General features: G+C 68.1%; 20 protein-coding genes. 9 read left to right on the forward strand and 11 right to left on the reverse strand.

Annotated features, from left to right (window positions below; genetic code table 11):
• The first annotated feature begins 107 nt into the window (after positions 1-107).
• Positions 108-599, forward strand: coding sequence for a CinA family protein (locus ACQUSX_RS08005; RefSeq protein WP_428906414.1), 492 nt, complete (start codon positions 108-110; stop codon positions 597-599).
• Here the strand turns inward: ACQUSX_RS08005 and ACQUSX_RS08010 are convergent.
• The 3 genes from ACQUSX_RS08010 to ACQUSX_RS08020 all read right to left on the reverse strand — a co-directional run bounded on the left by ACQUSX_RS08010 (position 584) and on the right by ACQUSX_RS08020 (position 3,772).
• Entirely contained in the window at positions 584-1,243 is a 660-nt protein-coding gene (locus ACQUSX_RS08010) for a TetR/AcrR family transcriptional regulator (protein ID WP_428906415.1), read from the reverse strand. The two genes, ACQUSX_RS08005 and ACQUSX_RS08010, sit on opposite strands and share 16 nt — an antisense overlap.
• Before the next feature lie 199 nt (positions 1,244-1,442).
• The gene (locus tag ACQUSX_RS08015; RefSeq protein ID WP_428906416.1) at positions 1,443-3,008 is read right to left on the reverse strand and encodes a 5-oxoprolinase subunit B/C family protein; all 1,566 of its coding nucleotides are present in this window, start codon (positions 3,006-3,008) and stop codon (positions 1,443-1,445) included.
• Positions 3,008-3,772, reverse strand: a complete 765-nt coding sequence (locus ACQUSX_RS08020) for a LamB/YcsF family protein (protein ID WP_428906417.1) — start codon at positions 3,770-3,772, stop codon at positions 3,008-3,010. Before ACQUSX_RS08020 ends, ACQUSX_RS08015 begins: the two co-directional genes overlap by 1 nt.
• Before the next feature lie 344 nt (positions 3,773-4,116).
• On the opposite strand from ACQUSX_RS08020, the gene ACQUSX_RS08025 reads away from it, so the two are divergent.
• A complete protein-coding gene (locus ACQUSX_RS08025; RefSeq protein ID WP_428906418.1) occupies positions 4,117-5,133 on the forward strand; it encodes a LacI family DNA-binding transcriptional regulator in 1,017 nt (338 codons plus the stop codon).
• On the opposite strand, the gene ACQUSX_RS08030 is transcribed toward ACQUSX_RS08025, so the two are convergent.
• The 4 genes from ACQUSX_RS08030 to ACQUSX_RS08045 are packed head-to-tail and all read right to left on the reverse strand — an operon-like array spanning position 5,130 to position 9,105.
• Complete coding sequence (locus ACQUSX_RS08030; RefSeq protein WP_428906419.1) at positions 5,130-5,930, reverse strand: alpha/beta hydrolase-fold protein; 801 nt, start codon at positions 5,928-5,930, stop codon at positions 5,130-5,132. The genes ACQUSX_RS08025 and ACQUSX_RS08030 overlap by 4 nt on opposite strands.
• A 45-nt stretch (positions 5,931-5,975) precedes the next feature.
• Positions 5,976-6,830, reverse strand: a complete 855-nt coding sequence (locus ACQUSX_RS08035) for a carbohydrate ABC transporter permease (protein ID WP_428906420.1) — start codon at positions 6,828-6,830, stop codon at positions 5,976-5,978.
• Positions 6,817-7,794 carry a carbohydrate ABC transporter permease gene (locus tag ACQUSX_RS08040; protein WP_428906421.1) on the reverse strand — a complete coding sequence of 326 codons (978 nt, stop codon included), beginning with the start codon at positions 7,792-7,794 and terminating at the stop codon, positions 6,817-6,819. The genes ACQUSX_RS08035 and ACQUSX_RS08040 overlap by 14 nt, the downstream gene beginning before the upstream one ends.
• Positions 7,795-7,812: 18 nt before the next feature.
• Entirely contained in the window at positions 7,813-9,105 is a 1,293-nt protein-coding gene (locus ACQUSX_RS08045; RefSeq protein WP_428906422.1) for an ABC transporter substrate-binding protein, read from the reverse strand.
• 207 nt (positions 9,106-9,312) lie between these two features.
• Here ACQUSX_RS08045 and ACQUSX_RS08050 point away from each other — a divergent pair, with 207 nt between their 5' ends.
• On the forward strand, positions 9,313-10,707 hold the full coding sequence (locus ACQUSX_RS08050; RefSeq protein ID WP_428906423.1) for an FAD-dependent oxidoreductase: 1,395 nt from the start codon (positions 9,313-9,315) through the stop codon (positions 10,705-10,707).
• A 12-nt stretch (positions 10,708-10,719) separates the two neighbouring features.
• Positions 10,720-12,171 carry a mannitol dehydrogenase family protein gene (locus tag ACQUSX_RS08055; RefSeq protein WP_428906424.1) on the forward strand — a complete coding sequence of 484 codons (1,452 nt, stop codon included), beginning with the start codon at positions 10,720-10,722 and terminating at the stop codon, positions 12,169-12,171.
• Between the two features lie 46 nt (positions 12,172-12,217).
• Here the strand turns inward: ACQUSX_RS08055 and ACQUSX_RS08060 are convergent, their stop codons facing one another.
• Both ACQUSX_RS08060 and ACQUSX_RS08065 read right to left on the reverse strand, forming a co-directional pair.
• On the reverse strand, positions 12,218-13,228 hold the full coding sequence (locus ACQUSX_RS08060; protein ID WP_428906425.1) for a LacI family DNA-binding transcriptional regulator: 1,011 nt from the start codon (positions 13,226-13,228) through the stop codon (positions 12,218-12,220).
• Between the two features lie 90 nt (positions 13,229-13,318).
• Positions 13,319-14,743, reverse strand: a complete 1,425-nt coding sequence (locus ACQUSX_RS08065) for a glycoside hydrolase family 1 protein (RefSeq protein ID WP_428906426.1) — start codon at positions 14,741-14,743, stop codon at positions 13,319-13,321.
• 86 nt (positions 14,744-14,829) lie between these two features.
• On the opposite strand from ACQUSX_RS08065, the gene ACQUSX_RS08070 reads away from it, so the two are divergent.
• A complete protein-coding gene (locus ACQUSX_RS08070; protein WP_428906427.1) occupies positions 14,830-15,348 on the forward strand; it encodes an adenine phosphoribosyltransferase in 519 nt (172 codons plus the stop codon).
• A gap of 4 nt (positions 15,349-15,352) precedes the next feature.
• Here the strand turns inward: ACQUSX_RS08070 and ACQUSX_RS08075 are convergent, their stop codons facing one another.
• Positions 15,353-16,030: a MerR family transcriptional regulator gene (locus ACQUSX_RS08075; RefSeq protein WP_428906428.1), complete on the reverse strand. Its 678-nt coding sequence runs from the start codon at positions 16,028-16,030 to the stop codon at positions 15,353-15,355.
• 280 nt (positions 16,031-16,310) lie between these two features.
• Here ACQUSX_RS08075 and purS point away from each other — a divergent pair, with 280 nt between their 5' ends.
• Both purS and purQ read left to right on the forward strand, forming a co-directional pair.
• On the forward strand, positions 16,311-16,559 hold the full coding sequence (gene purS, locus ACQUSX_RS08080; protein WP_428906429.1) for a phosphoribosylformylglycinamidine synthase subunit PurS: 249 nt from the start codon (positions 16,311-16,313) through the stop codon (positions 16,557-16,559).
• A complete protein-coding gene (gene purQ / locus ACQUSX_RS08085; protein ID WP_428906430.1) occupies positions 16,556-17,266 on the forward strand; it encodes a phosphoribosylformylglycinamidine synthase subunit PurQ in 711 nt (236 codons plus the stop codon). The genes purS and purQ overlap by 4 nt, the downstream gene beginning before the upstream one ends.
• A gap of 164 nt (positions 17,267-17,430) precedes the next feature.
• On the opposite strand, the gene ACQUSX_RS08090 is transcribed toward purQ, so the two are convergent.
• Positions 17,431-17,868 carry a DUF1761 domain-containing protein gene (locus ACQUSX_RS08090; protein WP_428907615.1) on the reverse strand — a complete coding sequence of 146 codons (438 nt, stop codon included), beginning with the start codon at positions 17,866-17,868 and terminating at the stop codon, positions 17,431-17,433.
• A gap of 71 nt (positions 17,869-17,939) precedes the next feature.
• Between ACQUSX_RS08090 and ACQUSX_RS08095 the strand changes: the two genes are divergently transcribed.
• Both ACQUSX_RS08095 and ACQUSX_RS08100 read left to right on the forward strand, forming a co-directional pair.
• A complete protein-coding gene (locus ACQUSX_RS08095) occupies positions 17,940-18,875 on the forward strand; it encodes a 2-hydroxyacid dehydrogenase (RefSeq protein WP_428906431.1) in 936 nt (311 codons plus the stop codon).
• Between the two features lie 70 nt (positions 18,876-18,945).
• Positions 18,946-20,604: a glycoside hydrolase family 13 protein gene (locus ACQUSX_RS08100; protein WP_428906432.1), complete on the forward strand. Its 1,659-nt coding sequence runs from the start codon at positions 18,946-18,948 to the stop codon at positions 20,602-20,604.
• The last annotated feature ends 14 nt before the right edge of the window (positions 20,605-20,618 follow it).

Here is a 20,618-nt window from a genome sequence, read left to right on the forward strand (position 1 = left end):
AACAGGCCTGACTGCGAACGCGCCCCGGTGATCGGCATCCATGGTCACCGGGGCATGCGCTGTCAAGCCCCGCCCGCTCATGCCTTGCCGGCAATAGTGTGCGTTGCATGCACGACGTAGCCCAGCTCAGCGATCTCGCCCGCGCCCGTGGTCTCCGGATCGCGGTGGCTGAATCGCTCACCTCAGGAACACTCGCAGAGACCATCGGCGCCGGCGAGGGCGCGGGTGAATGGTTCGGCGGCGGGATCGTCGCGTACCTCACCGAGGTGAAGGAGCGGGTTCTCGGACTCGAACCGGGCACCGATCCGTGCTCGGCTGCGTGCGCGGAGCAGCTCGCCCGCGCCACCAGAGAGCTCTTCGATGCCGATCTCACCGTCTCGACGACGGGTGTCGGAGGGCCGGACGCGGAAGGCGGGCATCCGCCCGGCACCGTCTACGTCGGGTGGGCGACGCGCACCCGCGTCGGCCATCGCCTGCTCACGCTGGACGGCGATCCCGAGCAGGTGCTGGCTGCGACGATCGACGCCGCGGTGCGGATGCTGGTCTTTCACGCCTTGGAGTCGGACGTCGCCGACCGCGAATCTCAGCTGTCGGGATAGGCGTCGCTCGCGCGCAGCGCGATCTCCGGCAGGTCGGATGCCACGAGGGGCAGCGCTTCAGCAGGTTCGCCGAGCCCGTACATCCGGTGCACCCAGCGGCGCGCGGCCTGCAGTGGGTAGGTGCGTCCGTACACGGCGCGCTTGACGATGACGCCCTCGAGCACGCTGCGCAGCATCGCCTCTTCAAGCGCGGGATCCTCGGCGCCCCGCTCGCGGAACAGCTCCTGCATCATCGCGCCGGCAGCCAGAACGGCGTCGAGGCTGCGCTGCTCCGAGTCTGCATAGATGCGGTGGGTCGTCGGCAGAATGGAGAGTCCGAGCGTGACGCGCTGCTGCGGCATGGACCGCTCGGCACTCACCAGCGACATGTCGATCAGCGCGCGCAGGCGGTCATCGACGCTCGCGTCTGCGAAGTCAGCCGCGGTCATCTTCGCGAAGTACGCATCGAGCACGGCTCCGACGAGCTGCTCCTTGCTTTGGAAGTAGTAGCTGACCAGCCCTTGGGCCACGCCGGCACGGCGGGCGATCTCGGCGAGGCTGGTCTCGTGATACCCCTTCTCTCCGAACACCGAGAAGGCGGCTTCGAGGATGGCGGCCTGCGAGCGCTCGCGCGCGTCGCGGTTCTGGGCCGCGGATCGTGCCATCACCTGCCTCCTTCGGTCGCTCCATTGTCCACGACGGATGATATGTTTTGACTGATTGGATCATCAATCAACAGCTCTCGCGGCCTTTCGGCGTCATCCGCGGAGCGGCGCTGCGGTATCGGGGGGAAAACCGTACGCAGCGTCGGGAGGGGGTGAGCGCAGCTCCCTCCTCCCGAATCCGCCTCCTCCCGAATCCGGCTCACCGTCGATCGGATGCCCCGGACGCGCCGGTCCGGAATCGCACGCGTGCCCCCGGGGGCAGCTGCCCCGCCAGGTCGAGACAGGCATCGGTCAGCGCTCCGACGACCGGGTACCCGCCGGTCACCGGATGATCTGCGAGGAACAGCACGGGCTGCCCGTCCGGCGGCACCTGGATCGCCCCGGTGACCGCGCCCTCGCTGGGCAGCTCACCCGCGACGGCGCGCTGGAGCGGCTTGTCGCCGAGCAGGCGGATGCCGACGCGGTCCGCTCGCTGCGTGAGCAGCCACTCCTGAGCGGTGAGGACTCTCAGCGCTGCCGCGGTGAACCAGTCATCGCGGGGACCGAGGGTGATGTCGAGCTCGACGAGATCTCCGGACGCCGGCAGCGCGCGCGGCCACGGGTACGGGTAGACCGCATCGATGACATCCGATCCGATAGGCACGAGGTCGCCTTCGGTCAGCGGTGCGGGCCCCAGCCCGCCGAGGGTGTCGGTGGACATGCTGCCCAGCGCCACCGGCATCCGGATGCCACCGCGCACGGCGATCGTGTAGCGCAGCCCCTGCCTCGGGACGCCGAGCGTCAGCACGTCACCGTCGTAAGTGGCGAACGGGATACCGTGCGCGATCGGGCGATCGCCGCCGGCGGCATCCGTCATCGTGCACTCGCCCACCGCGCCGGTCACGGCGGCGACGCCGTCGCCGTGGAATCGCAGGCTCACCGCGCCCACGCTCTCGAGCACTGCCGCGCCCGCAGCGTTGCCGACGGCGCGGTTCGCGTCGCGCAGCGCGATGCGGTCGGCTGCACCGGATGCTGACACGCCGAGCGCCGCGTGGCCGGGACGACCGAGGTCCTGCACCAGCAGCTGCAGGGACGGGTGGACGACCTCGACGGCATGCCCCGCCGGGTCTCGGCCCGTGGAGTCCGGGATCTTCGATGAGGGCGCGGCGACGATGGCATCCGATCCGGCGCGGACGAACCGCACGCGCGTTCCCGGCGCCAGCAGTGCGGGCGGGTCGCGGTCGACGTCCCACATCACGGCATCCGTATACCCGATCAGCTGCCAGCCGCCGGGGCTGGAGCGCGGATAGACCCCGGTGAAGGCGCCGGCGAGGCCGACGGCGCCGGCCGGCACACGAGTGCGCGGCGTGGAGCGGCGCGGCACGTCGAAGAGCGGGTCGTCGCCGACGGCGTACCCGAAACCGGGTGCGAAGCCCGAGAACGCGACCCGCCAGTGCGCGGCGAGGTGTCGGGCGATGACCTCGTCGGCTGAGATGCCGAGCATGCCGGCGACCTCGGTGAGATCATCTCCGTCATAGCGCACCGGCACGGTGACCTCAGATCCGATGGCGCGATGGACGGCATCCTCAGGCGTGTTCTCGAGCATCTCGGCGAGCCGCTCGGCAGATACCCGTTGCGGGTCGAAGCGGACCAGGACGGTGCGCGCGCCCGGCACCCGCTCGACGACGCCCGGAACGTCGCGCCAGGCGGCGTTGAGCCGCATCGCCTCGTCGAGATCAGCCGCCTCGACGAGAAGCGCGCGGTCGGATGCCGTCAGGATGCGCATCATGCCTCCGCGAAGGGGGCGATCGTGACGCCGGACGCCTCCAGGATGCGCCGGATCCCCGCCGCCATCGCGACCGACCCCGCACTGTCGCCGTGCACGCAGATCGACTGCGCATCGACGCGCACGTCGGCTCCGTCGACGGCCCGGATCAGACCGGTCTCGGCGAAGCGCAGCATCCGCTCGGCGACCGCGCCGGGTGCGTGCAGCACGGCACCATCCTGCGTGCGCGGAACGAGAGCGCCGTCGGGCAGATACGCGCGATCGGCGAAGGCCTCGGATGCCACGGTGAGGCCTGCCCGCGAGGCGATGCTCAGAACGACGCCGCCGGCGAGACCCAGCAGCGTCAGGCTCGGATCGATCGCCCGGATCGCGGCGACCACCACTGCCGCCTGCCGCTCATCGCGGGCGATCATGTTGTACAGCGCACCGTGCGGCTTGACGTACGCGACGGCTCCGCCGACGGCGCGCGCTTGATCGATCAGCGTGCCGAGCTGCTGCTCCAGCTCGACCTGCAGCGTCACCGAATCCGGCTCCATCGGCGTGCGCCCGAAGTTCTCGCGATCGTGATACGAGGGATGCGCGCCGACCACCACGCCATTGGCCACGGCAGCGGAGAGCGTGTCGCGGATGCCCGCTGGGCTGCCGGCGTGGACTCCGCACGACACGTTCGCGCTGGTCACGATCTCGAGCATGGCCGCATCGTCGCTCACCACCAGCTCGGCGGTGTTCTCGCCGAGGTCGGAGTTCAGATCGATGGATGCCATGCCACCAGTTTGCCCCGATCGCGGGTGCGCCGGGCCGACCGTCGGTGCGGCGCATCGACACGACGGGTATAACGTCATCCTGTTGGCGAGCGCAACGAAGAAATCGATATGGCCGGGGCATACGATACGTGCGGTGTTACCTGCTGAACGGCGCATACTTCGTCCGCACCATATGTCCGCAGAATTCCGTAAATCAAAATACCTACTGATCCGATACCCTGGTGAAGGGGCACAACCGTGCCACAGCGCCGCCGCTGTCCGAAGGCGCGCACCCCACAGTACGATTGATCCGAATCCCGGTGCGGTACGGTCCTGGGAACTGTTCTGCTGGCGAGGAGACGCACGTGACGAAGAGTGCGCGGCTATCGGAAGTCGCGAAGCTCGCGGGAGTCTCTCCTGGGCTGGTGTCGCGCCTCATCAACGACGATCCGACGCTGAAGATCCGCGATGAGACCCGCCAGCGAGTGGAGTCCGCGATCGAGATGCTGCAGTACACCCCGCACGCATCCGCGCGCGCCCTGCGCAGCGCGCAGACCGGGCTGCTGGGTTTCGCGCTCTATCACGTGACCGACCCGATCTACGCGCAGATGGTCGAGAACGCGGAGGCGGCGGCGACCGCCGCTGGATACTCGCTCGTCCTGCTGAACGCCGCCGACCTCGCCGCTCATCCCGATGCGCTGCGGCGCCTCGCGCAGGGCAGGAAGGTTGACGGTCTGCTCATCCAGGGCGGCTACACGGAAGCGCACTCCTCGCTGCAGGCCGCGAACGCGATGCCCACTGTGCTGTTCAACTCCGACGCGCTCCCCGGCTTCCGCACCGTGCGTCTCGATGACGCCGGCGCGGCGACGCTGGCCACCCGACACCTCATCGAGCTCGGACACACACGCATCGCCTTCGTTGGCGCGGAGGGATCGTCATCCGAGCGCCGCTACCAGGGCTACCTCTCGGCGATGGCCGGGGCGGACCTGCCGTCGCATCCGCCGATCAACGGCGGGTGGGAGGCGGACACCGCGCGCGCCGTGACGGAACGCTATTACGCCAGTGGAGGAACGGCCACCGGGCTGGTCGTGGTCTCGACCACCGGTGCGCTGGGCGTGCACGCCGGTGTCATCGCATCAGGGCGTCAGGTCGGACGCGAAGTATCGCTGGTCAGCATCCACGACACCTGGTTCGCGCCCCACCTGAGTCCGGCACTCACCGTCGCCGCCATGCCGCTGGGCGACCTCGGCCGGGTGGCTGTCGAGATGCTCCTGGAACAGATCCGCGATCGAGCCGCGGGCGAGGTCGTTCTCGACACCCCCGCGACACGGATCGTGCACCGCGCGTCGAGTGCCCCGCCGGCAGACGAGGACAGCGCTTAGCGGGCCGGAGCAACGCCATCCGTCATCCGGGCGAGTATGTCGACGGCTTCGGGCAGCCACCCTGAATCCCAGCGATGTGCACGGTATCGGTCGTTGTCATAGACGTGCGGGATGCCGAGCTCGTCCAGCAGCCCGTGCGCCTCCGACAGATGGTCGTGACTCCATTCCGGCGCATTCTTGCCGAAGTTGCCGTATCCGAGCAGCGCGATTCGAGGTGAGCCTCCGAGCTCGGCGCCGCGCGCCCGAAGGAGACCGGGGATCGCGAACTCCTCGAAGTGCTCGGGGTTCGGCCAGAAGTACGGCATCTCCCACTGGTCGGGACGTGTCTTCATCACGGGCGAATCGAAAGCGGCCGCGGCTGCGAACTGCTCCGGGTGGCGCAGCAGGATCTGCAATGCGGCCGACCCGCCCTTGCTGTACCCGATCAGCAGCCGGAGCAGCGACGGATAGCGGCTGTCGATGAACGGCACGACCTCCTCGAGGAAGTACATCAGCTGCTGGAACATCGCCTGGTCCGGCAGGTCGGTCATCCATGGCCAGTCCGAGTAGGTCGGCGCGATGAAGACAAGGCCGTGCTGATTGTGCAGGTCGTGCCGCAGTGCCTCGTCGAGTCCGTCACCCGAGCGATGGCTCAGTTCAGGCGTCGACGGCAGCAGGTAGACGATGCGCGGGTTCTCGACGTTCTCAAGGTCGTCGGGTTCGAGCACCCGGATCACGGTCTCCAGCTGCTGCCTGGTCGACGTCACGGAGTACTGCAGGTAGTTCAGTCGAAGCGGATCTGAGAATGTGGCGGGCATGAAGTTCCTTTCCGCGGTGGCGTGACGCCGTCTATGACGTGACGGCTACGACTTGAGCCCGCCGGCCGTGAGACCGGACACGACGTGCTTCTGCGCCAGCAGGAAGACGATCAGCACAGGCAGCACCGACAGCGTCGTCGCCGCCATCTGCACGTTCCAGCGCGGTCCCGCCAGCGGATCTTCGAACAGGGTGAGCGCCACGGGAACGGTCAGCATGGCCTGCGAACGCAGATAGACGAGTGGCTCGAGGAACTGGTTCCAGCTGAACCATGCGGTGAATACGACGGCCGACGCGATCGACGGACGCACCAGCGGCAGGAAGATCTGCACCATCGTGCGGATGCGGCTTGATCCGTCGATCGTCGCTGCCTCCTCGAACTCCGCGGGGAGGGTGAGGAACGCCTGGCGCATGATGAACATCGCTACCGGCCCCGTCGACAGCACGGACGTGAAGATCACCAGTGGATAGAAGGTGTCGACCCATCCGATGTCGGCAGCCGCTCGGAACAGCGGAATGATCACCGCCTCGGGCGGGATGAAGACGCCGCTGAGCAGGATGAGGAAGAAGATCGCGGCGCCTGCCGGCCGGACGCGGGCGAGGGCATAGCCGGCCGGGATCGCCAGCAGCAGCGTGAGAGCGCAGATCAGCACCATCAGCAGAGCCGAGTTGAGGATCTGCCGGCCGAACGGCTGCAGGGCGAACACCTGCGCGTAGTTCTCCCAGCGGAAGACCTCGGGAAGGATCTTCGGCGGATACTGCAGGATCTCACCGATCGACTTGAACGATCCGCTCACCATCCACAGCACGGGGCCGATGAACAGCAGCGCGATGATGCTGAGCAGCAGGTACATCGGGATGCGGCGCATTGTCCGCGTGCGCAGCGCGTCACTCCGACTCATGGAACACCATCCTCTTGCGGAACTGCCAGATGACGCCGATCAGGGCGATCACCAGGACGAACAGGAACACCGAGAGTGCGGATGCGTACCCGATGTCGTTGAGCCGGAAGGCCTGCCGGTAGATCTCGAAGGCCAGCACGGACGTCTGCACCCCAGGACCTCCATTGGTGAGCAGGAGCACGAGTTCGAAGACCTTGAACGACCCGCTGACCATCAGCATGAAGACCATGATGATCGCCGAGGAGATCTGGGGCAGCACGACGTGGCGGAACCGCGTCCAGCGACCCGCGCCGTCGACATGAGCCGCGTCGAGAAGCTCCTGCGGCACGGCTTGCAGCGCAGCGAGGAAGATCATCATGTTGATGCCGACGTTCTTGGTGAGCTGGATGACCGCGAACACGGCGAGCGTCAGCCACTCACCGCGAAGCCAGGGGAAGGGACCGGCGCCGACGAGTCCGACGATGCCGTCCAGCAGACCTCCGGGCTGGAGGATGAAGCCCCACACCAGCGTCCAGGCGACCGTGGTCACGAGGGCGGGGACGAAGATCGCGGCGCGGAAGAAGTTGATCCCCGCGATCTTCTGATTCAGCAGCAGCGCGAGCGCGAGCGCCAGCACCGTGCCCCCGACGCTCAGCACCACGACGAAGAAGAATGTGTTCGACAGCACCACCGCCATGTCGGGGTCGCTGAAGATGCGGGCGTAGTTGTCGACGCCGACGAAGTCCTGCGTGCCGGCCAGCACGTTCACGCGGGTCAGGCTGAGCTGCACGACACCGCCGATCGCGACGATACCGATCACGAGCATTCCGAGCGTCTGCGGCGCGAGGAGTGCGTAGCCGAAGATGTTGCGACCGGCCTGGAGCGCGCTGCGCCGCTTCCCGGGCGCTCGTCTGCTGCTGCCGCGCTTCGGCGCCCGGATCTCTCCGGGCGCCGAAGCGGCAGCGCGCTGCTGCGTTGTCATCATGTGGCGTGCTGTTCCTTGTCAGGGCAGGAGCGATCCGACGTTCTTGCAGACACTCGTGAGCGCCTGCTTCACGTCGGCTCCCGGCTGGTAGAAGTATTCGTCGAGCGACGAGTTCAGCGCGTCGGCGACGGCCGCGTTGCTCTCGGTGACGGGGAAAACCTTGCCGTTCTCCTTGACGCCCTCGATGATCGGAACCACGGCCTCCGGTGTGAGAACGTCCGAGTTCTGAGTGAGGACCTCGGGCGTGAGCACGCTTTCGCGGATCGGCGGGAAGAACCCCGAGTACTCGGCCATCGCTTCCTTGGAACCGAGGAATGCGACGAGCTCGGCTGCTTCCTTCGTGTTGTTGCCTGCGGCGAACGCGACGATGGACGCCTGCCCGGTCGCGACGACATCGCCCGCCGGGCCTGCAGGTGTGGGCGCGATGCCCCACTCGAAGGTCACCTCGCTGAGGTTCGCGGCGGAACCGAGGAATGCCGAGGTCGCTGCCACCCCGCCACCCCAGAAGTCGACCTGCTGGCCGGGCACCGGCATTGAGCCGTCGTCGAAGGTCATGCCGTGGAAGACGGAGAGCGCGTCGACCGCCTCGGGCGCGTCGATGGTGCACTTCGTCGCGTCATCATTCCATGGAGATGCGCCGTAGGCGTTCAGGTAGGGCAGCAGACGCGTCCAGTTCTTGAAGTCGAAGTCGTTGAGCGCGTATCCCGGGATGCCGAGTGCCCCGTTCAGCTCCTTGGACGTCTCCCGGAACTCGTCCCAGGTCCAGTTGCCCTCGGCGATGAGCTGGCCCGGATCCTTGACGCCGGCCTGCTTGTAGAGATCCTTGTTGTAGTACATGATCAGCGGCCCCGTGGAGAACGGGATGCCGTAGAGCGCGTCGTCAGCCTCCCAGCGCTCGAGCAGCGACGGGATGAAGTCGTCGAAGTCGAAGCCGTCGGTCGCCTCGATCGTCTCGCTCAGGTCGACGAGCGCACCGGCTTTGATGTATTCGGCGCTGCTCTCGACGGGGAGCCAGCTCACGTCAGGGGCATCGCCGGCGGAGATCTGCGTGGTGACGAGCGTGTCGAGTTCAGCGAGGTTGAAGCTCTCGATCTTCACGCTCTTCACGCGAGGGTTCTGCTCGGCGAACTCCGCCCCGAGCGTCTCGAAGACCGAGACGTGATCGGGGTTCGCTGACCAGATCGTCATCCGAAGCGCGACGTCGTCGGCCCCTGATGTGCCGGTGTCCGGACTCGTCGCGCTGCAGGCGACCACCAGGCTTGCGGCCGCGACTGCGGCGACAGCGAGTGGTACTCGGGTGCTGGAACGCATTTCTATCCTCCTTGATATGCGGGCCGCAGGATGCCAGGTGCCCATTGCCGCGAGTATAACGAACTACTTACCGTCAGGTCAACGATGAAGCCGCATCGGTCTCAGGCAGTCAGAGAGCCAAAGGAAACGTCACGCCATTGGTGGAAACTCATTGAGTAAATCAATATACTTGCGGCCACAACCGCACGGGATGTTGGAGGCCGGAGCATGGCAAGTGAGAAGAGCGCGACGCATGTGGCGGAGCCGTCGAGAACGACCCCGGTCGTCGGCGACTTCGACGTCATCGTCGCCGGCGGAGGCCCCGCTGGAGTCATCGCCGCCGTTGCCGCGGCCCGCGGCGGCGCCCGCACCCTGCTGATCGAGCGGTACGGCTTCGTCGGGGGCATGTCGACGAGCGCCCTGGTCACACCGATCAGCGAGTTCCGCGTCGCGGGTCGGCAGCACATCGGCGGCATCCCGCTCGAGCTCATGCAGCGCGCCGCCGAGCTCGGCGGCGCCGAGATCGAGCGCGACAGCGGCAACTGGCCGGTCAACGACGAGATCATGAAGCTCGCCGCACAGCGGATGCTGATCGAGAGCGGCGTCACCCTGCTCTTCCACAGCTGGTTCTCCGATGTCATCACCGCCGCCGGGCGCGTGAGCCACATCATCGTGCAGAACAAGGCCGGTCGAGTCGCCTACGCGTGCAAGACCGTGATCGACTGCACGGGAGACGCCGACGTCGTCCGCGCGGCGGGCCTGCCGACCACCAAGGGTGACGTGCTGCAGCCGGCGACTCTTTGGTTCCAGCTCGGGGGCGTCGACACCGGCGCGCTCGATTACGTCTTCGGGGATGCCGTCGATGGCATCCTGCCCGTCTCGGAGTCCATCCGCGCGCGTCTCGCAGAACTTCACGTGGCCGGGGAAGTGCCGCTGTTCGGCGGTCCGTGGATCAACCGCTTCTTCCGCGACGGCATGGTGAGCATCAATGTGCTCCGCGAGCCCACCGATGCGAGTGACCCCGAGTGGTTCACGCGCACCGAGACGAGCCTGCGCGAGAAGATGCACGCCCTCATCGACGTCATGCGCCGCGAGTTCCCCGAATTCCGGAACGCCTGGCTGGCCAAGTCCGGCATCCAGACCGGCGTGCGCGAGACCCACCACATCGTGGGACTGTACGAGCTCACCCAGGACGACGTGCTGCACCCGAAGGCGTTTCCGGACACCATCGCCAAGGGTGCGCACACGATCGACATCCATCAGACCGACAGCATCGACCAGAACGAGTTCGTCCTGCTGCGTCGGCCGTACAACGTGCCGTTCCGCTGCCTTGTGCCGCGGGGCAGCGTGAACGTGGTCACTGCGGGGCGATGCCTGAGCGCGGACGGTCCGGGTTTCGGCTCGGTGCGAGTCATGGCGACGTGCATGGCGATGGGGCAGGGCGCGGGGACGGCAGCGGCGCTAGCCATCGCCCACGACGTCGCTATCCCTGACATCGACGTCGGCGAATTGCGTGCGACCCTCATCGAACACGGCGCCATCGTCGACTTCGACAACGTCGACCCTGACGACCACGACGACAACATCGACCGCCACGTCGATGCCTTCGCGGTCGATCGTTGAAAGGCCGGAGCCGTGGAACGACTGAGTAAAGCCGTGCTGGCAGACCTCCCCGCCGATGTCTCCCGCCCGTCGTACGTCGATGACGACATCCGCATCGGCATCGTCCACTTCGGTGTCGGCAACTTCCACCGCGCACACCAGGCGATGTACCTCGATCGGCTGCTGCAGACAGGCGTCGCCGACGACTGGGGCATCTGCGGCGTCGGTCTCCTTGAGCGCGACGCCCGCATGCGCGATGCCCTGAGCGAGCAGGACGGCCTGTACACCCTCACCCTGCGCCATCCGGACGGCACCGACGAGATCGGCGTCATCGGCTCGGTCCGCCGGTTCCTCCACGCACCTGACGATCCGGGAGCGGTGCTCGCCCAGCTGATCGATCCCGGTGTGCGGATCGTCTCGCTCACGATCACCGAGGGTGGCTACGTCGAGGATCCGATCGCCGGCAAGCGGGCGATGGATGACCCGCTCGTCGAGGAGGAGACGGTCGGCGCACTGTCGAACCCGCGCACCGCGTTCGGCTGGATCGTCGCGGCCCTGCGCGAACGTCAGCGCCGCGGCATTCCGCCGTTCACCGTCCTGTCGTGTGACAACGTGCCGGGCAACGGCGCCGTTGCCCGGCACAGCGTGGAGGCCGTGGCACGCCTGGTGGACGCGGATCTCGCCGATTGGATCGCCGCGCACGTGGCGTTCCCGTCCACCATGGTCGACCGCATCACGCCCGTCACCGTCGACGCCGACATCGAGCGGGTCCGCGAACGCCTCGGCGTTCATGACGCCTGGCCGGTGGCCGCCGAGCCGTTCGAGCAGTGGATCATCGAAGACGACTTTCCGACGGGTCGCCCGGACTGGACGGCAGCCGGCGCGACGGTCGTCGCCGATGCGCACCCCTACGAGGCGATCAAGATCCGCCTGCTCAATGGCGGGCACCAGGCCATCGCATACGTCGGGCAACTCGCCGGGCACGTATACGTGCACGACGCCTTGAACGATCCCCGGCTGGCTGCATTCGTCCGCGAGTACCTGGAGCGCGACGCGGCACCCACGCTCGCCGTGCCGGAGGGATTCGACCTGCCGGGATACATCGACGAGCTCTTCCGCCGATTCACCAATCCCGCCGTCGCGGACACTTTGGCCAGGCTCAGCACCGATGCCTCGAGTCGCGTCCCGAAGTTCATCGTCCCCACCCTCGCCGACCGCATCTTCGCGCACGCCACCCCGCGGGCGGGAGCGCGGCTCATCGCCAGCTGGCGCGAGTACACGAGGCAGGCCGGCCTCGAAAGGTTCAGGCTCGACGACGACTCGGCGAACACATTGCTCACGGCGGCATCCGGCGACGCCCGGGACTTCCTCACTGCTGTGCCGACGCTCGCCTCCCTGAGCGCGTCCGCCGACTTCACAGATGCGTACATCGCCGCAGCCCGAACCCTGGAGACCGACGGGATCGACGCTCTGCTCGGCGGCTGAGGCGATCAATGCCTCAACGATGAATTGCGGGGTGCGATTGCGCCACTCAGGCCGGGGGCGTGACCGAGGGCGCCGATCCTCGCACGACCAGCTCGGTCGGCAGGATCGACAGCCGCTCCGGGTGCCGGCCGGCCAGCACGTCCATCATGATCCCGGCGAGCAGCTCGCCCTGCGAGTACATCGGCTGACGCACGCTGGTCAGATCCGTCGCCACCGCGACGGTCGAATCGTCGAATCCGATCACCGCGATGTCATCGGGCACGCGCAGCCCAGCAGTGCGGAGCACCTCGAGGGCTCCGCGGGCCATCAGGTCGCTGGCGACGAAGACGGCGTCAGGTCGCTCGTCCTGCGCGAGCAGGCTCTGCATGGCATCCGCCCCACCCCGCTCGCTGAAGTCGCCGTCGATGATCCCGGCCGGCTCGAGTCCGGCATCCGACAATGTCGCGACGAAGCCGTCCCGGCGGTCGACGCTGACAGGCATCGACAGCGAGCCGGTGATCGTCGCGATGCGACGCCGTCCCAGCGCGATGAGGTGCTCGGTGGCCTCGCGCGCGGCGGCCGCGTTGTCGACGTCGACGATGTAGTCGCTCTCGCGCTCGGGCGTCGGACGGCCGCCGAAGACGACGGGCACGGACTCGGCGATGCGGCTGACGAACTTGTCGCTGGCGTGGTGCGAGACGATGATCGCGCCGTCCACGCCGCCGTTGCGCACGAAGCGGGTCATCTTGCCACCCGGGTCCTCACTCGCGATCAGCAGAGTGAGGATGTAGTCCGACTCGGCGAAGCGTGCGCTGATCCCCGCGACGACGGATGCCAGGAACGGGTCACCGAAGAACCTCGCGATGTCTTCGGGAACGACGAGGCCGATCGCGTGCGTCTGCCGACTGGCCAGCGAGCGCGCCGCACGGTTCGGGGAGTAGTTCAGCTTGGCGATCGCCTGCTGCACCGCTGTCGCCGCCTCGGGACTGACCGCCGTCGAGCCGTTCACCACACGCGACACGGTTGAGCGCGAGACGCCGGCGAGGGCTGCGACCTCTTCGATCGTTGAGCGGGGCATCGATATGTCCTTCTGGAGTTCGGGCCTTTCGACGGGCTCAGGGACCCGGTCAGACGCAGGGACCCGGTCGGGCTCAGGGACCCGGTCGGGTCAGATCGCTCGCGCGGCGATGATCCGAACGTACTCCCGCCCGCTCTGCTTGACCGTGCGCTCCTGCGTCTCGTAGTCCACGCGGACGATGCCGAAGCGCTTGGCATAGCCCCACGCCCATTCGAAGTTGTCCAGCAGCGACCAGTAGAAGTAGCCGCGCACGTCAGCGCCCTGCTCGATGGCATCCAGCGTCGCGGCGAGGTGCGCCCGCACGAACTCGGCCCGATCGGCGTCGTGCACCTGCCCGTCGGCATCCGGCACGTCGTCGTAGGCGACGCCGTTCTCGGTGACGTACAGGGCGACGCCCGGTGCGTACTCCGACCCCACGCGACGCAGGATGCGGGTGAGGCCGTCGGGCTGCACCTCCCAGCCCATCGCGGTGCGCGGGAGCCCGCGCTCGACCCAGTGGATGTCGGCGTCCGCCGGGAACGGCGACGCAGTCTCGCGCTCGTCGAGCCCTTCGGTGCGGTGCGGGTCGCCCTCGGCGCCCGGCTGCGGATGCCCGGACAGCAGCTCGCCGTGATAGTAGTTCACGCCCAGGGCGTCCAGCGGCGTGGAGATCGCGTCGAGGTCGCCATCGAGTACGGCGTCCTGCCATGCGCTCACCGCATCGGCATCCACATCGCGCAGATCGCGGACGATGTCGGCCGGATAGGTGCCGCGGAACAGCGGGTCGAGGAACCAGCGGTTGAACTGCCCGTCGATGCGCCGAGCGGCGTCGACATCGCGCGGGTCGCCCGGGTCGGCGGCATCCGCCACGGTGAGATTCAGGGTGATGCCGAGGTCGAGGTCGGCGTCGCGCTCGCGCAGCGCCTGCACGGCGCGGCCGTGCGAGAGCAGCAGGTGGTGGGAGGCCAGCAGGCCGTCGCGGATGCTGGTGCGACCCGGTGCATGCACGCCGGCCGTATAGGAGAGGAACGACGAGCACCATGGCTCGTTCAGCGTCGTCCAGTGCTGCACCCGGTCGCCGAGCGCGTCGTGCATGCTCAGGGTGTACTCGACGAAGCGGTCGACGACTTCGCGGCTGGTCCAGCCGCCGCGTTCCTCGAGCGCCTGCGGCATGTCCCAGTGGTGCAGGGTCAGCCAGGGAACGATGTCGGCCGCGAGCAGCTCGTCGACCAGGCGACTGTAGAAGTCGATGCCCTTCTGGTTCACCGGGCCCGCGTCTGGACGAACCCGCGACCACGACGTCGAGAAGCGGTAGGTCTGCAGGCCGAGGTCCTTCATCAGGGCGACGTCTGCCGCATAGCGGTGGTAGTGATCGCAGGCGACGTCGCCGTTCTCGGCGACGACGACGGCTCCGGGCACGCGCGCGAAGGCGTCCCAGATGGATGCGGTGCGACCGTCCTCGAAGGCGGCGCCCTCGATCTGGTAAGCGGCCGTGGCTGCACCGAAGAGGAAGTTCTCGGGGAAGGAACGGGTCATGTGATCCATTGTGACATCTTTCCGACCCGGTATGGGAGCGCTCCCACGAGATCCTCGCAGACTTCGTGTTCGGATACCCTTGACAGGTGAATCCCGAACTGGCGCGTGCCGAATCCCTGATCCGCGAGATCCCCGATTACCCGGCACCGGGCGTCCTGTTCCGCGACATCACCCCGCTTCTGGCCGACGCCGGCGCGCTGCGCGTCACCACCGACGCTCTCCTCGAGCCGTTCGCCGGCACCTTCGACGTCGTCGCCGGCATCGAAGCGCGCGGATTCATCCTCGCCGGCGCCGCGGCCATCGCGGCCGGAGTGGGTCTGGTGCCGATTCGCAAGGCCGGCAAGCTGCCGCGACCGGCGGCGTCCGTCGACTACGCGCTCGAGTACGGCACCGCGACGATCGAGATGCACGACGACCTTGAGGCCGGAACTCGCGTCCTGCTCATCGACGATGTGCTCGCCACCGGCGGCACCCTCGCTGCGGGCCGTCAGCTCGTCGAGCGCCTCGGCTGCGCCGTCGCCGGAATCGGCGTGCTCTTCGAGATCGACGGGCTCGGCGGCCGCGATCTGGTCGGCGACCTGCACACCGTCTTCCACTCCGCCTGAGGCGCTACGCGCCCCCGACAGCAGGCGGCATCGCAAGATCGGGCGGGGCGACACCGCGCTCGATCGCCGCGCGGATGGATGCTGCCGCGTGCGCGAGGCTGCTCACGGCGACCAGCTGGCTCGCACGCGCGTTGACTGCCAGCAGCATCCGACGCGCGACCACGTCGGGCGATCCGTCCGGGCCGAGTGCTGCCACATTGCGCGCGGCGAACGGCTCCAGGGCATCCGCGTACTCCATCAGCGTCTCGACGTCGTAATCCAGCCCGACCTCCGCCGCCTGCGAAAGCGCATGCGCGAGACCGCGCTCCGCCGCGCCCGGATAGCCGCGCCAGTCCCGCCTGCGCATCAGCTCATGGGAGCGTTCGCGGTACTGCACGTAGGCAGGGTCGGCCGCCAGGTCCGCCGGTGTTCCGAGCGCGAACGCCTGGCACGCGTTCATGATCTCCAGCGGTGAGGCGCCCTCGGTGTCGATGAGATCCGTCAGCGTGCGTATGGTCGCCGTCGACGCGCCGTACACGTCGCGCATCACCACGATCAGCCGCGCCCGATCGACGTGGCGCTGCTCGTAGACGGCGGTCGTGGCGTTCTTCAGCCGTCCGGCCGGCATGATGCCGACCCGCATCCAGTGCTTCAGAGTCGTCGTGCTGACGCCGCTGTGCGCAGCGAGCTCGCTCAGCTTCATGCGTGTCCTCCCCCCGAAGGCATCCGCGCACATTGGAGAGCAGATCGGACAGCTGCTCTCCACGATGCGCATCCCGTGCGTCGACCCTATCCTGCCAATGCAGGGACTCGTCCGCACATGGGGATACACGTGCGGGCAGGGCGATAGTGGGGACTGTTCGGCCCGCCCCGGGCGGAGAGACCAACGGAGGGTGCGTCCTCCGCCCGGGCGCTCGTGCACCCGACTCGATGAGGTGGCTCAGCCGCACTCGCGCGCCGCGCGATCACCTACAATTACGGGTATGCCCACCATCGTCGTCGACGTCATGCCCAAGGCCGAACTGCTCGACCCGCAGGGGAAGGCCGTCTCCGGCGCTTTCGCCCGCATGGGCGTGGAGAGCTTCAACCAGGTCCGCATCGGCAAGCGCTTCGAGCTCACCGTCGACGGTGAGGTCACCGATGAGATCCTCGCCGAAGCTCGTCGCCTCGCCGAGGATGTGCTCTCGAATTCCGTGATCGAGGACGTCGTGGGAGTCGAGGTCGCTCAGTGACCGCTGTTCGCATCGGGGTCATCACCTTCCCCGGCTCGCTGGATGACCGCGATGCGCAGCGCGCCGTGCGCATCGCGGGTGCCGAACCGGTCGCACTCTGGCACGGATCTCACGATCTCGAGGGCGTCGACGCGCTCGTCCTTCCGGGCGGGTTCAGCTACGGTGACTACCTGCGCTCGGGTGCGATCGCCGCACTGTCGCCGATCATGGCCGAGGTGAAGGATGCCGCGGCGAAGGGGATGCCCGTGCTCGGCATCTGCAACGGCTTCCAGATGCTCGTCGAGGCGCACCTGCTGCCCGGCGGCCTGATCCGAAACGACCACCAGCACTTCGTGCGCCGCGACCAGAAGCTCACGGTCGCGAACAACCGCACCGCCTGGACCAGCGCGTTCGCGCAGGATCAGGAGATCGTGATCCCGCTCAAGAACGGCGAGGGCGGCTACATCGCCTCGGAAGAGACGCTGGACGAGCTCGAGGGCGAGGGCCTGGTGGCGTTCCGCTATGCGGGCGTCAACCCGAACGGGTCGCTGCGCGACATCGCCGGGCTCACGAACGCCGCGGGCAACGTGGTCGGTCTCATGCCGCACCCCGAGCACGCCGTCGAGCCCGGATTCGGACCCGACACCACGGCAGCCATGCGCTCGGGCGTCGACGGCCTCGGCTTCTTCACCAGCGCCATCTCGGCGCTCGCCGGCGTCGCCGCGTAACACTCCCTCTTCGCTTCCCGCCGGCACCCCCAGTTCCCGCCGACACCCCCAGGTACAGGCGTCCACACGTAGGGGTCTCGACGGCACGTAGGGGTCTCGGGGGGCTGCGCGGCGGGCTGCAGCGCGTGGGGCTGCAGCGCGGGCGTGCAGCGCGGGAGCCGGGCTCAGATCCCGGCGGGCGGCCAGACGCCGATGATGATCGCCATCACCACGACGGTCACGAGCTCATGCGCGATGTTCAGCGTCGTCAGCTTGCTCGAGCGCCACTCGAAGGAGTCGTGCGTGATGAACCTGGCCGCGGTGAACCCCGCCCACAGCAGCACGGCCGTCACCAGCGCAGCCCAGAAGTACGCCCCCTCGTAGAAGTGCCAGGCGATCGACGAGGCTCCGGCCAGCACCCACGCGGTGATGAAGCTCATCAGAGCGCCGACGATGATCGGCATCCATGCCTGCAGCGCCGTCAGCTGCGGGTTCTCGATGTTCACGCCGGCGAGCCTGGCCCAGCGCCTGCCGAACACCGGCGGCGCGTACCAGATCGAACCGACGATCATGCTGCCCACCGTGGCGACCAGCACCGCCCAGTAGTTGATCTCGGGAATCATCATGATCTCTCCTCCATCGGTTGCGCCCGACGCTACTCCCCCACGCATGCGCAGGTCGATAGGCTCGGCGTATGAGCCTCTTCGTCACTGTTCCCACCGACCGCCTTGCTGAGAATCTCGGAGAGCTGCCGGACGGCGTCGAGCTGAAGGTCTGGGACATGAAGTCGGCCGCCCCGGCATCGCGCATCGACATCGTCGTGCCGCCGTACATGGGCAGCAGCCGCTCGCTCGCGGCGCTCGAGGACCTCGAGGTCGGGCTCGTGCAGAGCCAGTCGATCGGCTACGACGGCGTCTCGGACCTGCTGCCCGCGGGGGTGCCCTACGCGAACGCCGCCAGCGTGCACGAGGCATCGACCGCCGAGCTGGCGGTCGGACTGATCCTCGCCGCCCAGCGGCAGCTGCCCCGCTTCGTGGATGCACAGCAGCGCGGCGAATGGTCGCCGGTCTTCGCAGACAGCCTGGCGGATCGTCGCGTGCTGCTGGTCGGCTTCGGCGGCGTCGGGAAGGCTGTCGCGCAGCGGCTGGCCCCGTTCGAGGTCACCCTGACCGCCGTCGCGAGCAGCGCGCGCACCGAGCAGGTCGAAGGTCTGGGCGACGTCGCCGTGCGCGGCATCGATGAGCTTCCCGAATTGCTTCAGGATGCTGAGATCGTCGTCCTCAGCCTGCCGGCGACCGAGCAGACGCATCATGTGTTCGACGCCGAGATGATCGGGCGCATGGAGCGAGGCGCCCTGCTGGTCAACGTCGGGCGCGGTCCGCTCATCGACACGGATGCCCTGCTGGACGCCCTGAATGCGGGGGCGATCCGCGCAGCATCCGACGTCTTCGAAGAAGAGCCGATCCCGGCGGGTCACGCGCTGTGGAGCGCACCGAACCTGCTCATCAGTCCGCACGTCGGCGGTGCGTCGACGGCGATGAACCCGCGGATCGCGCGACTCATCCGGCGTCAGATCGATCGGATGCTGGCGGGCGAGCAGCCCGTGAACGTCGTCATTCCAGCCTCCTGACGCGGGATCGATCGAACCGATTCGATCCGCGGCCTTTCGCAACTGTAAGCGCTTGCAGTACCCTGGTCGCATGGCACAGCTCGAGCAGTCCGCAGCACCCGGCTCCGAATGGTGGCGCACCGCCGTCATCTACCAGATCTATCCCCGCTCCTTCGCGGACGCGTCCGGCGACGGCATGGGCGACCTGCCCGGCATCACCAGCCGGCTCGACGACCTGAAGAGCCTGGGGATCGACGCGATCTGGCTGAGCCCGTTCATGACCAGCCCGCAGAAGGACGCCGGCTACGACGTCGCCGACTACCGTGACGTCGACCCTCGCTTCGGCACGCTCGCCGACTTCGACGACATGCTGAACGCGGCGCACATCCGCGGCATCCGCGTCATCGTCGATCTCGTCCCCAACCACTCCAGCGACCAGCACGTCTGGTTCCAGCAGGCGCTGAAGGCCGCCCCTGGCAGCCCCGAGCGCGCCCGCTACATCTTCCGCGACGGCAAGGGCGAGAACGGCGAACTGCCTCCGAACAACTGGGAGAGCGTCTTCGGCGGCGGCCAGTGGACCCGTGTCATCGAGCCGGACGGCAGCCTCGGCCAGTGGTACCTGCACATCTTCGACCCGTCGCAGCCCGACTTCGACTGGACGAACGAAGAGGTCCGCGAGGAGTTCCGCAGCATCCTGCGCTTCTGGCTCGACCGCGGCGTCGACGGCTTCCGCGTGGACGTCGCCCACGGCATGATCAAGGCCGACGGCCTGCCCGACTACACGCCTCCGAGCGAGGCGGACTCGATGGGCGGCGGCGAGGACGACGTGCCGTACTGGGGCCAGGACGGCGTGCACGACATCTACCGCGACTGGCACAAGGTGATGGCAGAGTACGACGGCGACCGTGCACTGTGCGGTGAGGCGTGGCTTCCCACCCTCGAGAAGACGGCGCTGTGGGTGCGCCCCGACGAGATGCACCAGACGTTCAACTTCCCATACATGATGACGGAGTGGGACGCCGAGGCGCTGCGCAACGTCATCCGCGACTCACTCGACGCCTTCGGCTCCGTCGGCGCCCCGAGCACCTGGGTGCTGTCGAACCACGACGTCATCCGCCACGCATCGCGCCTCGCGCTGACCGCCGACAGCCCGCAGGGCGACGGCATCGGCCCGCAGTCGGCGGGCAAGCCCGACCAGGCGATCGGGCTCTCGCGCGCTCGCGCCGCCACGACGCTCATGCTGGCACTGCCCGGCTCGTCGTATCTCTACCAGGGCGAGGAGCTCGGCCTTCCCGAGGCCATGGAGATCCCGGACGAGTTCCGTCAGGACCCGACCTGGTTCCGCACGAACGGCGAGCGGTACGGTCGCGACGGATGCCGCGTGCCGATCCCGTGGACAGCGGATGCCCCCGCCTTCGGCTTCAACGACACCGGCGCCTCGTGGCTGCCGCAGCCGGCTGAGTGGGCGACGTTCGCCCGCGACGTCGAGGAGGGCGACGCCACCTCGACGCTGAAGCTGTACAAGAAGCTGCTGGCGGAGCGCCGTGAGCGCGCGCTGGGCTCCGGCTCGCTCGTCTGGGAGGATGCCGGATCGGATGCTGTCGCATTCCACCGCGGCGACCTGCACGTCGTGGCGAACCTCGGCTCCGAGCCGATCGAGCTCGGCGACGTGACGTTCGTCGTGCAGTCCGAGCCGTTCGCCGGGACCGCGCTGCCGCCGAACACCGCCGCCTGGTTCACCAAGCACTGACGCAGGACAGGGAG

Source organism: Microbacterium alcoholitolerans (assembly GCF_050408615.1).
Taxonomy (GTDB): domain Bacteria; phylum Actinomycetota; class Actinomycetes; order Actinomycetales; family Microbacteriaceae; genus Microbacterium.

Bases quoted from the DNA above. Each gene is read 5' to 3' on its own strand.
- ACQUSX_RS08005 (WP_428906414.1), top strand. From the start codon at position 108: ATGCACGACGTAGCCCAGCTCAGCGATCTCGCCCGCGCCCGTGGTCTC.
- ACQUSX_RS08010 (WP_428906415.1), bottom strand. From the start codon at position 1,243: ATGGCACGATCCGCGGCCCAGAACCGCGACGCGCGCGAGCGCTCGCAG.
- ACQUSX_RS08015 (WP_428906416.1), bottom strand. From the start codon at position 3,008: ATGCGCATCCTGACGGCATCCGACCGCGCGCTTCTCGTCGAGGCGGCT.
- ACQUSX_RS08020 (WP_428906417.1), bottom strand. From the start codon at position 3,772: ATGGCATCCATCGATCTGAACTCCGACCTCGGCGAGAACACCGCCGAG.
- ACQUSX_RS08030 (WP_428906419.1), bottom strand. From the start codon at position 5,930: ATGCCCGCCACATTCTCAGATCCGCTTCGACTGAACTACCTGCAGTAC.
- ACQUSX_RS08035 (WP_428906420.1), bottom strand. From the start codon at position 6,830: ATGAGTCGGAGTGACGCGCTGCGCACGCGGACAATGCGCCGCATCCCG.
- ACQUSX_RS08040 (WP_428906421.1), bottom strand. From the start codon at position 7,794: ATGATGACAACGCAGCAGCGCGCTGCCGCTTCGGCGCCCGGAGAGATC.
- ACQUSX_RS08045 (WP_428906422.1), bottom strand. From the start codon at position 9,105: ATGCGTTCCAGCACCCGAGTACCACTCGCTGTCGCCGCAGTCGCGGCC.
- ACQUSX_RS08050 (WP_428906423.1), top strand. From the start codon at position 9,313: ATGGCAAGTGAGAAGAGCGCGACGCATGTGGCGGAGCCGTCGAGAACG.
- ACQUSX_RS08060 (WP_428906425.1), bottom strand. From the start codon at position 13,228: ATGCCCCGCTCAACGATCGAAGAGGTCGCAGCCCTCGCCGGCGTCTCG.
- ACQUSX_RS08065 (WP_428906426.1), bottom strand. From the start codon at position 14,743: ATGACCCGTTCCTTCCCCGAGAACTTCCTCTTCGGTGCAGCCACGGCC.
- ACQUSX_RS08075 (WP_428906428.1), bottom strand. From the start codon at position 16,030: ATGAAGCTGAGCGAGCTCGCTGCGCACAGCGGCGTCAGCACGACGACT.
- purS (WP_428906429.1), top strand. From the start codon at position 16,311: ATGCCCACCATCGTCGTCGACGTCATGCCCAAGGCCGAACTGCTCGAC.
- ACQUSX_RS08090 (WP_428907615.1), bottom strand. From the start codon at position 17,868: ATGATTCCCGAGATCAACTACTGGGCGGTGCTGGTCGCCACGGTGGGC.
- ACQUSX_RS08095 (WP_428906431.1), top strand. From the start codon at position 17,940: ATGAGCCTCTTCGTCACTGTTCCCACCGACCGCCTTGCTGAGAATCTC.
- ACQUSX_RS08100 (WP_428906432.1), top strand. From the start codon at position 18,946: ATGGCACAGCTCGAGCAGTCCGCAGCACCCGGCTCCGAATGGTGGCGC.